This window comes from Cryobacterium sp. TMT2-4 (assembly GCF_004402575.1).
Lineage (GTDB): Bacteria > Actinomycetota > Actinomycetes > Actinomycetales > Microbacteriaceae > Cryobacterium > Cryobacterium sandaracinum.
Window position 1 is genome coordinate 1 of the sequence record NZ_SOGE01000012.1, and the last position, 12,900, is coordinate 12,900.

Consider the following 12,900-nt stretch of genomic DNA (forward strand, 5'->3'; position numbering starts at 1 on the left):
CGCCGGCGCCGGGCGCACCGCCGGCGCCGGGCGCACCCGGTACACCCGCGGCGGGTCCGGTCGCGGTACCCAGCCTCGTGCTCGAGGGCACGGATGCGAATTTCGGCGAAATACTGGAACTCTCGATGAGTGTTCCGGTCATCGTGGACCTCTGGGCCGAATGGTGTGAGCCGTGCAAGCAGCTCACGCCGATCCTGGAAAAGCTCGTCCTGGAATACGCCGGCCAGTTCGTGCTGGCCAAGGTCGACGTGGACTCGAACCCGCAGCTCACCCAGGCCTTCCAGGCGCAATCGATCCCGACCGTGGCCGCCGTGATCGGCGGTCAGCCGGTGCAGCTGTTCAGTGGCGCACTGCCTGAGGGCCAGGTGCGCGAGGTTCTGCACCGGGTCTTCGAGCTCGCGGCGCAGCACGGCGTCACCGCCATGGCCGCCGCCCCGGAGGCCTCCGGCGACGCCGAAGCGGAGGCACCGGCCTCCGGAGAACCCGAGCTGCCGCCGCTGCACCAAGAGGCCTACGACGCCATCGACCGCGGAGACTATGACGCGGCGATCGCTCTCTACAAGACCGCGCTGGCGCGGGACCCCCGGGACCAGATGGCCGTCGCCGGCCTGGCCCAGGTGAGCCTTCTGGCCCGGTTGCACGGCAAGACCATGGCCGAGATCCGCTCAGCCGCCGCGGCCGCGCCCGACGACCTGCTCACGCAGCTCGCGGTCGCCGACCTCGACCTCTCCGGCGGTCACATCGAGGATGCCTTCGATCGGCTGCTCGCCCTCTTTCCCGCGCAGGAGCCGGCCGGCCGCAACCTGATCCGCGAGCGCATCCTGGAGATGTTCGAGGTCATCGGCCAAGACGACCCGCGGGTGCCGCCCACCCGCTCCCGCCTCACCGCGCTGCTGTACTAGACGACGGCGTCGAACCAATTCGACGGAGATTTTGGTCTAGAACCGTTTTTTAGTGGTGTCTAGAGCTGATTTCGGCAAAATCTCCGTCGAATTCGTTTGGAATGGAGTCGCTCAGGCCCACGCGTCCGAAGTGGCAACAAAATGGCCCCGTCGGCGTTTCGACGGGGCCATTTCCGCGCTCTCGCGAACTGGGGCGAAGCGGGTCAGCGTTGCAGGCGCAGCCAGAGACCGGCCAGCGGGGGCAGGGTCACCACAGCGGATGCCGGGCGTCCGGCCCACGGCACGTCGAGCGCGGTCACGGCACCCAGGTTTCCGACCCCGGAGCCGCCGAAGTCCGCGGCATCCGTGTTCAGAATCTCTTCCCACACCCCGGCGAACGGCAGGCCGATCTGGTAACCGTTGTGCGGCGCCCCGGAGAAGTTGAACAGGCAGGCAATGGGGTTGCCGTCGGCGTCCCAGCGCAGGAACGAGACCACGTTCTGGGCGGCCGCGCCGCCCTCGAGCAGCTCGAAGCCGCTCGGGTCGTTGTCCTTAGCCCAAAGGCTCGGGTTCGACCGGTACACCCGGTTCAGTTGACCGACAAGCGTGAACAGGCCGCGGTGAGCCGGCTGGTCGAGGGTCCACCAGTCCAGGCCGCGCTCTTCGCTCCACTCGGAGCGCTGCCCGAATTCCTGGCCCATGAACAGAAGTTGCTTGCCGGGGTGCGCCCACATGAAGGCGAGGTAGGCGCGCACGTTGGCGAGCTGCTGCCAGGAGTCACCGGGCATCTTCGCGACCAGCGAGCCCTTGCCGTGCACGACCTCGTCGTGGCTGATCGGCAACAGGAAATTCTCGCTGAACGCGTAGACGAATGAGAACGTGATCTGGTTGTGGTGGTGCGCCCGGTACATCGGGTCGACCTGCATGTACTCCAGCGTGTCGTGCATCCAGCCCATGTTCCATTTGAAACCGAACCCGAGACCACCGGCACTGGTCTGCGCCGTGACCCCACCCCAGTTAGTGGACTCCTCGGCGATCATGACCGCTCCGGGATTGCGCTTGTAGGCGGTGGCCGTGATCTCCTGCAACAGGCTGATCGCCTCGAGGTTCTCGTTGCCGCCGTGGATGTTCGGCTCCCACTGACCGTCTTCGCGGGAGTAGTCCAGGTAGAGCATCGAGGCCACGGCGTCGACCCGCAGCCCGTCGATGTGGAACTCCTCGAGCCAGTAGAGGGCGTTCGCGACCAGAAAGTTGCGAACCTGCTTCTGGCCGAAGTCGAAGACGTAGGTGCCCCAGTCCATCTGCTCGCCGCGGCGAGGGTCGGGATGCTCATACAGCGCTTCGCCGTCGAAGCGGGCCAGCGCAAAGTCGTCCTTCGGGAAGTGCCCGGGCACCCAGTCCATCAAGACGCCGATGCCGGCCTGGTGCAGCCGGTCGATCAGGTAGCGCAGGTCGTCGGGGTGGCCGAACCGGCTCGTCGGCGCGTAGTAGCCGGTGACCTGGTAGCCCCACGAGCCGCCGAACGGATGCTCGGTGAGCGGCATGAACTCCACGTGCGTGAACGCCAGTTCGTTCAGATAGTCGATCAGCTGGTCGGCGAGGTCGCGGTAGCTCAGCCCCGGACGCCACGACCCGACGTGCATCTCGTAGATGCTCATGGCCCGGTTGTGGGGGTCGGTGGCCGAACGGTCGGTGAGCCAGCGGGCATCCGCCCACTCGTAGCTGGTCTCACCGATGATGGAGGCCGTCTTGGGCGGGATCTCGGTGTAGCGGGCCATCGGGTCGGCCTTACGCACCCAGTCGCCCGAGCGGGTCATCAGCTCGAACTTGTAGTTGGAGCCGGCGGTCAGCCCGGGCACGAACAACTCCCAGACCCCGGTGCTGCCCATGTTGCGCATGGCGTGCAGCGTGCCGGTCCAGGCGTTGAAGTCGCCGATCACGCGGACGGCTCGGGCATGCGGGGCCCACACGGCGAAGGATGTGCCAGACGTGGTGCCGAGCGGGCCCGCGTTCGGCCGGTAGTGGGCGCCGAGAACATCCCACAGGCGTTCGTGTCGACCCTCGCCGAGAAGGTGCAGGTCGAGTTCGCCGAGGGTGGGCAGGTAGCGATAGGGGTCATCGACGATCCAGGTGGGGGCGTCGCTGTAGCGGGCCTCCAGCAGGTAGTCCTGAAGGCCGAGAGTGCTCACGCCCTGCCAGATACCGTGGCCCAGGTGAGCCAGCTCCACATGCGCGCCCGTGGGCAGCACGGCGAAGACCTCGGTCGCGAGCGGGCGGAGGGCACGGATGACGGTGAGCGGGTCCGCGATACCGGCCTGCTCGATCAGGTGCTGGCCGAGGACCTCGTGCGGGTTGTAGTAGCTGCCGGTGGAGACGGCCTGGAGGACGTGGTCGGCGATGACCGGCAGCTCGAACGGCGCGGGGGAGTGCAGCGCTCCGGCAGGCTTCGGCACGCTCGCCTTGACGGTTCCCTGAGGCTGGGCGGCGCCCGCCTTGTCCAGGGTCTTCTTGTCAGCGGTCTTCTTGTCTGCGGCCCTTTTGGCCGCCGGACCTCCCTGTGCGTGCTTCATTGAGCTGGTCCTTTCACGTGCAGGATGTGCACCGGTTCGGTGAATGCGTTGAGGCGCACGAAGTTGTCGGCCGACCAGGTCCAGATGGCACCGGTGATCAGGTCCTCGACCTCGAACACGGAGCCGTACGGCAGACCGAACCGGGCGACGTCGAGGTGCACGACGGTTTGGCGCACGGAGTGGGGGTCGACGTTGGCGACGATGATCAACGCGTCCGAGTGCCCGCTGCCTGTGAACGGCGCGTCGAGGAATTTGCTGTAGACGAGGATCCCCTCGTCTTCGCTCTCGTGGAGATCGAGGTTGCGCAGCTGCCCGAGGGCCGGGTGCTCGGCGCGGATGCGGTTGAGGAGGGTGAGGTAGGGCGCCAGGGACGCGCCGGCCGCTTCGGCGCCCGCGAAGTCACGCGGCCGGTACTGGTACTTCTCGTTGTCGATGTTCTCCTCGGCGCCGGGCCGGGCCACGCACTCAAACAGGTCGAAGCCCGTGTACACGCCCCAGGTCGGCGCCGCGGTGGCCGCGAGGGCCGCCCGGATCTTGAACGCCGCCGGGCCGCCGAACTGCAGATACTCGGAGAGGATGTCGGGAGTGTTCACGAACAGGTTCGGTCGCAGGAAGTCGGCGGTCTCGTGGGCGAGGCCATCGAAGAATTCCGCAAGTTCCTGCTTCGTGTTGCGCCAGGTGAAGTAGGTGTACGACTGCTGGAACCCCACCTTGCCCAGGCCCTGCAGCAGGGCCGGCCGGGTGAAGGCCTCGGCGAGGAAGAAGACATCGGGGAATTCGGCGTTGATCTCGAAAATCAGCCACTCCCAGAAATCGAGCGGCTTCGTGTGCGGGTTGTCGACCCGGAAGATATTGACGCCCACTCCGATCCAGTACCGCACGATCCGCAGCACCTCGGCGCGGATACCCAGAGGGTCGTTGTCAAAGTTGACCGGGTAGATGTCCTGATACTTCTTCGGCGGGTTCTCGGCGTAGGCGATGGACCCGTCGGGCAGCGTGGTGAACCACTCCGGGTGCTCGGTGACCCAGGGGTGGTCGGGCGACGCCTGCAGGGCCAGGTCGAGCGCGACCTCGAGGCCGTTCTCGCGAGCGACCGCAAGAAAGAACTGGAAGTCGGCGACGGTGCCGAGGTCCGGGTGGATGGCGTCGTGGCCGCCGTCCGCCGACCCGATCGCCCAGGGCGAGCCGGGGTCGTTCGGTCCGGCGTTAAGGGTGTTGTTGGGTCCCTTGCGGAAAGCCAGGCCGATCGGGTGGATCGGCGGCAGGTAGAGCACGTTGAAGCCCATCGCGGCGACGGCCGGAAGCCGGTTAGCCGCGGTGCGGAAGGTGCCGCTCTGCCAGGAGCCGTCGGCGCGCTTCACGGCGCCCTCCGACCGAGGGAAGAACTCGTACCAGGAGCCGACGCCGGCCCGGGTGCGTTCGACCAGCACGGTCCGGGATTCCGAGACGGATTCGAGGCTAGCCAGCGGGCGCACGGCGGCCGCGGCAGCCAGCTTCGGACTGCTGAGCACATCGAAGCGGGCGGCGACGGACTTGGCCGGGTCGACGAGGGACTTCGCGGCCGCGGTGAACGTGCGCCGCTCGTTCAGAGGGCGGGTCTTGACGGCGCTCTCTCGGATGAGCAGCTCAGAGCCGATCAGGAACATGAGTTCCACATCGACCTCGGCGGGGATCTTCAGCGAGGCGTTGTGCCGCCAGGTGGCCCAGTCGTCGGCGTAGGCGCGCACGCGGTAGGTCCAGCGGCCCTGGGTTCCGAGGGTGACGAGCGTCTCCCAGCGGTCGGTGCCGGGGGAGTTCAGGGACATCGGATGCTGCGACTCGGTTCCATCGGGAGCGGTCAGCAGCAGCATGACGCCGATGAGGTCGTGTCCCTCCCTGAACGCGGTCGCGGCGAACGGAACCGCTTCGCCCACGAACGCCTTCGCGGGCCAGAGGTCGTCGTTCAACTGAGGGGACAGATCGAGGATCGGGATACGGCCGATCCGGGGTTCTGCCGGGTCTGTCGTCTGGACTTCCTGAACCGCGCCGAGGGTTTCAGGAGCCGCGCCTGTGCGTTTTACTGTCTTAGCCACCTACTGACCGTAGCGCGGATTGGGGGTGTAATGCTGCCTCTATTCACCCGCCGGACACGCCCCGCGCCTAGGCTGAGGATGTGAAAGCGATCCGCAAATTTACCGTCCGAACCGTGCTGCCCGAGTCGCTCGCCGCGCTCGACGAGCTTGCCGGCAACCTGCGCTGGTCCTGGCATGAGCCGACCCGCCAGTTGTTCGAGCACATCGCCCCTAAATTGTGGCGTGAGAGCGGTACCGACCCGGTCGCGTTGCTGGGGGCCGTCGACACGGCCCGCCTCGAAGCCCTCGCCCAGGACAACGACTACGTGGCGTGGGCGAACGCCACCCGCGACGAACTGCGCGAGTACCTCGAGAAGCCCCGCTGGTACCAGGGGCTCGAGGGCGACAAGCCGGCATCCATCGCCTATTTTTCCCCGGAGTTCGGCATCGCCGCCGCGTTGCCGCAGTACTCGGGCGGCCTCGGCATCCTCGCCGGCGATCACCTGAAGAGCGCCTCGGACCTTGGCGTGCCGCTGGTCGGTGTTGGCCTGTTCTACCGTGCCGGGTACTTCAGCCAGGCCATCTCACCCGACGGCTGGCAGCTGGAGAGCTACCCGCTGCTCGACCCCGACGGCCTGCCGCTGTCGGTGCTGCGCCGGGCCGACGGCTCGCCCGTCCAGGTCTCCCTCGCACTTCCCGACGACCGGACCCTGCACGCGCGGGTCTGGCAGGCGATGGTCGGTCGCATCCGGCTCTTGATGCTCGACACCGACATCCCCGAGAACACCGACGACCTGCGACTGGTCACCGACCGCCTGTACGGCGGCGGCGGCGAACACCGTCTGCTGCAGGAGCTGCTGCTCGGCATCGGCGGCGCGCGCGCCGTGAAGAAGTGGAGCAGCCTCAACGGCCAGGCCGACCCTGAGGTGTTCCACACCAACGAGGGTCACGCCGGTTTTCTCGGCCTCGAGCGCATCTCCAGCCTGATCGGCGAGGGGCTCAGTTTTTCGGAGGCGCTGCAGGTGGCCCGGGCCGGAACGGTGTTCACGACCCACACGCCGGTCGCCGCCGGCATCGACCGGTTCGAGCGCAGCCTGGTGCGGCGCTACTTCGAGACCGACCTGCTTCCGGGCGTCGCCGTCGACGACCTCCTCGCCCTCGGCGCGGAGAACTTCCAGGATGGCAACCCGGACGTCTTCAACATGGCCCTGATGGGCCTGCGACTGGGGCAGCGCGCCAACGGCGTCTCGAAGCTGCACGGCGAGGTCAGCCGGGTGATGTTCAAGGGTCTATGGCCAGGTTTCGACGCCGACGACGTGCCGATCGCCTCGATCACGAACGGTGTGCACGCCCCCACCTGGACCGACCCGGCCCTTCTCGCGCTCGCGCAGAGCCGTCTGGGCACCAGCGACACGTCCGACGCCGATTGGGCGTCGCCCGCCGTGTCCGACACGGACCTGTGGCAGGTGCGCGGCCAGATGCGCCTGCAGTTCGTCGAGGACGCCCGCCGACGGATCGCCGCGGCCTGGGAGGGCCAGAACCCGGGCGGCATCGTGCCGTCCTGGATCGGGCGGGTCTTCGACCCGAACGTTCTCACGATCGGGTTCGCCCGCCGCGTGCCGACCTACAAACGCCTGACCCTGATGCTGCACGACCCCGAGCGGTTGCGCGCGCTGCTGCTGCACTCCGAACACCCGATCCAAATCGTAATCGCAGGCAAATCGCATCCGGCCGACGAGGAGGGCAAGCGCCTGATCCAGAGGATCGTGCAGTTCGCGGCCGACCCGGCGCTGCGCACCAAGATCGCGTTCCTGCCCGACTACAACATCGGTATGGCCCAGCTGATGTACCCAGGCACGGATGTCTGGCTCAACAATCCGCTGCGCCCGCTCGAGGCGTGCGGCACGTCCGGCATGAAGGCGGCCCTCAACGGCGCCCTCAACCTGTCGATCCTCGACGGCTGGTGGCCGGAATACTACGACGGCAACAACGGTTGGGCGATCCCCACCGCAGACGCCGCCGGTGACGCGGCCGAACGTGACCGGCTCGAGGCGGACGCGCTGTACGAGCTGATCGAGCACCAGGTCGCACCGAAGTTCTACGACCGCAACGCCGACGGAGTGCCCGAACGCTGGGTCTCCTCGATTCGGCAGACGCTCGCGAAGCTCTCACCGGAACTCAACGCCGGTCGGATGGTGCGCCAGTACGTGCAGGAGCTGTACCGGCCTGCCGGCACGGCCGCGGCCCGCCTGTCCGAGAACAACTACCGGGCCGCCCGGGAATTGGCCGCCTGGAAGGGGCGGATCGTCTCGGCCTGGCCCGGCGTCGCCGTGACCCACGTCGAATCCGGCGGCGTCGCCCCGGTGCCGCAGGTCGGCGACGAACTGCACCTCCGCGCACACGTGCAGTTGAACGGTCTTGCGCCCGAGGACGTCACCGTCGAGGTCGTCTACGGCAAGAGCCTCACCAATGACGACCTGAGTGACGTCAACACCCTGCCGCTCAATACGGAACCGTTGGGGACCGGTGCGACGGATGCCAGTACGCCGACGCTCTTCACCGGCACGATAGAACTCGACCGTGGTGGCGCATTCGGCTACACGGTGCGGGTCGTGCCGCACAACGCGCTTCTGGTGAGCCCCGCCGAGATGGGTCTGATCGCCGTCGCCGGCTAGCGCTGACCGGCCTCACGAAAAAGCACCTTCGTTCCGACGGAGGTGTTTTTTCGTGCGGTTACGGGCGCGCGATCGCCGCGAAGACCGCGGAGGCGGCCCGGGCCAGATCGGCCGGCGTCAGCTCGATGTCGAAACCGCGGCGCCCGCCGGAGACGAAGACGGTGTCGAACGTCAGGGCGCTCTCGTCGACCACGGTCGTGAGCCGGCTCTTCTGGCCGATCGGGCTGATACCGCCCACCACGTAGCCGGTCTTGCGCTCGGCGAGCGACGGGTCTGCCATCACGGCCCTCTTTGCACCCACGGCGGTGGCCAAGGCCTTGAGGTCGAGCTGGCCGGTGACCGGCACGACGCCGACGACCAGCCGGCCGTCGACATCCGTCAGCAGAGTCTTGAACACCCGGCCGGCGGCGACGTCGAGTTTCTCCGCCGCTTCCAGGCCGAAACTCGTCGACGACGCCTCGTGCGGGTAGGCGTGCGGGGTGAAAGGGATGCCGGCGCGCACCAGCGCTACCGTCGCCGGAGTACCGGCGCTTCCCTCCACCCGTTTGGCCACGGTCAGCGGCCCCCGGTCCGGTTGCCCATGGTCCGGTTGCCCACGCTCAGTGCGCCCGGAGCAGCTGCATCGAGGCGGCCGGTACGAGGAACCGGTCGCCGGGGGCGTGCTCGATGACGGCGTCGCTCAGGTCGTCGTGGCTGGAATCCCAGAGCAGCGAGTACGAGGTGACGCCCGTGTGCAGGGGCAGCGTCACCGTCACCTCCTCCTCACGGCCCTGCACGATCAGCAGGATACGGTTGAAATCCTCGTGCTCCGGGGTGCTCGCCGCCAGGTACTGCAGAGTGCGCTCACCGGACGAGTGCCAGTCGTCCTCGGACATGGACCGGCCCTCCGCGTTGTACCAGTTCATTTCGCTGGCGCTGAGGGTCGTCTCACCGGGGCGTCCGAACCGTACCGGGCGCAGCGCCGGGTTCTCGCGGCGCAGCTGGAGCAGGCGCCGAGTCACCCGGTGCAGGTCCTCCTGCCAGTCGTCGAGGTCCCAATTCAACCAGGTGAGCTCACTGTCGTGGCAGTAGGCGTTGTTGTTGCCGCGCTGGCTGCGACCGAATTCGTCGCCCGCGGTGATCATCGGCACGCCGGCCGACAGCAGCAGGGTCGCGAGCAGGTTGCGCATGGCCTTGCGCCGGGCGGTCAGGATGTCCCGGTCCCGGGTCGGACCCTCCGCGCCGTGATTGAACGAGTTGTTGGAGTCGGTGCCGTCGCGGTTCGACTCCCCGTTGCCGACGTTGTGCTTGACGTTGTACGAGGTCAAATCGGCCATCGTGAAACCGTCGTGGGCCGTGATGAAGTTGAGCGAGGCGAGCGGGCCGCGCTCCCGGGAGAAGGTGTTCGCGGAACCTGCGAGGCGGGTCGCAAAGCGCCCGATCCCGCTCCCGGCGTGCCCGTCGCGGGCGGCCGCCAGGTCGGTCAGCCAGAACGACCGCATGCGGTCGCGGTAGCGGTCGTTCCACTCGGTCCAGCCGTCCGGGAAATTGCCGGTCTGCCAGCCGCCCATCCCGATGTCCCAGGGCTCGGCGATCAGCTTGACCGTCGAGAGTTCCGGGTCGGCCGTGATCGAGGCGAGCAGCGGGCTGTCCGCCTGGAAGTCGACGTTCTCGTCCCGGGCGAGCGTGGCGGACAGGTCGAAGCGGAAACCGTCGATCTGCACCTCGTTCGCCCAGTAGCGCAGCGAGTCGAGCACGAGTCGGCGGGGAACGTCGTGGGAGACGTTCAGGGTGTTGCCGCAACCCGTGACGTCGATGTATCCGCCGGCGCTGTTCTGCCGGTAGTAGGCGGCGTTGTCGATGCCGCGGAGGCTGCTGACGGGGCCGTTCGGGCCCTCCTCGGCGGTGTGGTTGTAGACCACGTCGAGGATGACCTCGAGGCCGGCCTCGTGTAGGAGCTTGACCATGCCCTTGAATTCCCGGAGCACCGCTTCGGGACCGGCGGCCTGGGACTTCTGGGTGGCGTAGTCGGCGTGCGGTGAAAAGAAGTTGAAGGTGTTGTAACCCCAATAATTGCTCAGACCCTGCTTTATCAGGCGCTGCTCGGACACGAACGCCTGCACCGGCAACAGTTCGACGCTGGTCACGCCGAGGTTCTTCAGGTAGCCGATGGTCGACTCGTGGGCAAGGCCCGCATAGGTGCCGCGGAGGTTCGCCGGCACCGAGGGGCTGAGGTTGGTGAGGCCGCGAACGTGGGCCTCGTAGACCACGGTGTGGTCCAGGGCGATCCTCGGTTTGACCGAACCGGCCCAGTCGAAATCGCCGTCGACTACGGAAGACTGCCACTGGTCGGGGCCGACCCGCACGAGTCCCCGGGAATAGGGTTCGATCAGTGTCTTCTCGGGGTGGAAGGAGTTGCGGGGGGCGGTGGGACCAGAGACGCGGATGCCGTAGCGGCGTCCGGGGGAGAGGGTTCGGGAGTGTCCGGACCAGACGCCGTGCTCATCCTTGACCATGGGCACGGTCTTGATGATCCAGTGGGGGTCGGTGGCGTCGAAGATGCACAGGTCGATGGCGTCGGCGGTCTCCGACCACACGCGGAGTTCGCCGCCGTGGGTCGTGACTCGCACGCCGAGGCTGCGCAGGGGATCAGGCGGGGTCATGCGTTCTAGAGTAATGAGTACAGAAGCCGTGATTTACCACCAGGAGACCCGCCGGTGGGACCTGGCGAAACTCGAGCGAGCGCGAAAGGAGCGAGATGGCGATCTATCTGGACCATGCGGCAACCACCCCCATGCTGCCCGAAGCCATTGACGCCTACGTTCGGGCGATGGGGGTGGTGGGCAATCCCGCATCCGTTCACAGCCAGGGTCAGAACGCAAAACGGATGCTCGAGGAGGCCCGCGAGCAGGTCGCTGCCAGCCTCGGCTGCGACCCGATCGAGGTAGTCTTCACCGGCGGCGGCACCGAGGCGATCAACCTCGGCATCAAGGGGCTGTTCTGGGCCAGGCAGCCGCGCACCCGCATCCTCGTTCCCGGAGGCGAGCACCACGCCACCATGGACACGGTCGAGTGGCTCGATCGGCACGAGGGAGCCGTAGTCGAGTGGCTGCCGCTGGACGCCGTCGGCCGGATCGACCTGGCAGCGGTTGCCCAATCCATCGCCGCGAACCCCGACGACATCGCCCTGATCACCTGTCTCAGCGCCAACAACGAGGTCGGAACCCTGCAGCCGGTCGCCGAGGTGGCCGCGCTCGCCGCGGCGCACGGCATCCCGGTGCACGTCGACGCGGTGGCGGCGTACGGCCACGTTCCGATCGATTTCCACGCCCTCAGCCAGGCCGGCGTGGCCGCGCTCAGCGTCTCGGCACACAAGATCGGCGGCCCGGTGGGGATCGGGGCGCTCGCCCTCTCGCGCCGGGCCACGGTCGAGCCGCTGCTGCACGGCGGCGGGCAGCAGCGTCAGGTACGCAGCGGCACCCAGGACGTCGCGGCGGCCGTGGCATTCGCGGTCGCGGCAAACGCCCTGCACGACCTTCCAGCGGAGAACGCGCGGATCTCCGCGCTGCGCGAGCGACTCGTCGTCGGCGTCTCTTCGGCCGTACCCTCCGTTGTGGTGAACGGCGACCCGGACCCGCAAAACCATCTGCCGGGCACCGCGCATTTCAGCTTCCCGGGCTGCGAGGGTGACTCGCTCCTGTTCCTGCTCGACGTGGCGGGCATCTCGGTGTCCACGGGGTCTGCCTGCCAGGCGGGCGTGGCCGAGCCCTCCCACGTGCTGCGCGCCATGGGCCGCAGCGAAGTGGAGGCGCGCGGCGCCCTGCGGATCACCCTCGGCCGCACCAACACCGAGGCCGACGTCGACGCTCTGCTCGCCGCTCTCCCGGCCGCCCACGTCCGGGCGGCCCGGGCCGGCCTGGCCGACCGGATGCCGGGCCGCTGAGCCGCGCCGCGGCATCCGTGCTCTGCTGCACGTCGTCGCTCCTCACCCGCGGCGCAGCTGCCGCGCGGCTGACGTGGCGGTGCTGGACGGCTTGGGCCTACACGTGTAAGGTATTTATTGCAGGTAGATGGATGTCGAGGGGAGCGTGGGCACGATGACGCTCGACGAGGAGATCGCCCGGCTGTCCGCCCTCGCCAACCCGCACCGGTTCCGCATCATCGCCCTGCTGGCGGAGGAGTCCCTCCATGTGAGTGAGCTCGCCCGCCGGCTGGGGATGTCCCGGGCCCTGCTGTACATGCACCTGCAACGACTCGAATCGGCCGGTTACGTGACCGGGCACCTCGAACTCTCCGACGACGGCAAGGCCCTGAAATTTTTCGAGGTCGTTTCGTTCGAGGTCACCACCAACGTCGCACGCATCGTTGCGGCGGTCGCAGCCGACACAGAAAGCACACATTGATGGACAACATTCCCTGGTTCGCCTGGATCGCCATTGTCGGCATTATCGCCGGCGTCACATCGAGCATCGTGGCGGCCGTGCTGCGGTCGCGCGAGAAGCAGGCGGAGTTCGCCGAAGCGGCGGACCTGCGCGGCCTCGTCGAGCAGAGCACCGCGAGCAACCAGGCCGTGCTCGACCGGCTCGCCCTGCTGGAGCTTCGCCTCGCCTCGATTGAGCGAACCCTGACCGATATCCCCTGACACTGGCCCTGGCCCTGGCTGGTGCCGCGGGCGTCTGTCGTCGCTCGTCCCGGCCCATCGTTTCGTTGCGCGGGAGCTGCGCGAGGGCTGCGCGAGGGCTGC

9 protein-coding genes are annotated in these 12,900 nt (G+C 67.9%); 5 read left to right on the plus strand and 4 right to left on the minus strand.

Features of this window, described 5'->3' with window-relative positions; genetic code table 11:
* On the plus strand, positions 1–902 hold a 902-nt coding region (locus tag E3O54_RS02930), incomplete at its 5' end, for a tetratricopeptide repeat protein (protein ID WP_134400915.1).
* A gap of 203 nt (positions 903–1,105) precedes the next feature.
* Here E3O54_RS02930 and glgB read toward each other — a convergent pair.
* Together glgB and E3O54_RS02940 are read right to left on the minus strand one after the other, a co-directional pair.
* The gene (gene glgB / locus E3O54_RS02935) at positions 1,106–3,451 is read right to left on the minus strand and encodes a 1,4-alpha-glucan branching protein GlgB (protein ID WP_134400916.1); all 2,346 of its coding nucleotides are present in this window, start codon (positions 3,449–3,451) and stop codon (positions 1,106–1,108) included.
* A complete protein-coding gene (locus E3O54_RS02940) occupies positions 3,448–5,523 on the minus strand; it encodes a maltotransferase domain-containing protein (protein ID WP_174720177.1) in 2,076 nt (691 codons plus the stop codon). Before E3O54_RS02940 ends, glgB begins: the two co-directional genes overlap by 4 nt.
* A gap of 80 nt (positions 5,524–5,603) precedes the next feature.
* On the opposite strand from E3O54_RS02940, the gene glgP reads away from it, so the two are divergent.
* Entirely contained in the window at positions 5,604–8,177 is a 2,574-nt protein-coding gene (glgP, locus tag E3O54_RS02945) for an alpha-glucan family phosphorylase (protein WP_134400917.1), read from the plus strand.
* 58 nt (positions 8,178–8,235) lie between these two features.
* On the opposite strand, the gene ybaK is transcribed toward glgP, so the two are convergent.
* Both ybaK and glgX read right to left on the minus strand, forming a co-directional pair.
* Positions 8,236–8,730, minus strand: coding sequence for a Cys-tRNA(Pro) deacylase (ybaK, locus tag E3O54_RS02950; protein WP_198411422.1), 495 nt, complete (start codon positions 8,728–8,730; stop codon positions 8,236–8,238).
* A gap of 46 nt (positions 8,731–8,776) precedes the next feature.
* Positions 8,777–10,819 carry a glycogen debranching protein GlgX gene (gene glgX / locus E3O54_RS02955; protein ID WP_104103214.1) on the minus strand — a complete coding sequence of 681 codons (2,043 nt, stop codon included), beginning with the start codon at positions 10,817–10,819 and terminating at the stop codon, positions 8,777–8,779.
* Between the two features lie 95 nt (positions 10,820–10,914).
* On the opposite strand from glgX, the gene E3O54_RS02960 reads away from it, so the two are divergent.
* The 3 genes from E3O54_RS02960 (at position 10,915) to E3O54_RS02970 (ending at position 12,798) form a co-directional block, all read left to right on the plus strand.
* Positions 10,915–12,099, plus strand: a complete 1,185-nt coding sequence (locus E3O54_RS02960) for a cysteine desulfurase family protein (protein WP_104103217.1) — start codon at positions 10,915–10,917, stop codon at positions 12,097–12,099.
* 127 nt (positions 12,100–12,226) lie between these two features.
* Positions 12,227–12,559, plus strand: a complete 333-nt coding sequence (locus tag E3O54_RS02965; RefSeq protein WP_233191536.1) for a winged helix-turn-helix domain-containing protein — start codon at positions 12,227–12,229, stop codon at positions 12,557–12,559.
* Complete coding sequence (locus E3O54_RS02970; protein WP_104103220.1) at positions 12,559–12,798, plus strand: hypothetical protein; 240 nt, start codon at positions 12,559–12,561, stop codon at positions 12,796–12,798. The genes E3O54_RS02965 and E3O54_RS02970 overlap by 1 nt, the downstream gene beginning before the upstream one ends.
* The last annotated feature ends 102 nt before the right edge of the window (positions 12,799–12,900 follow it).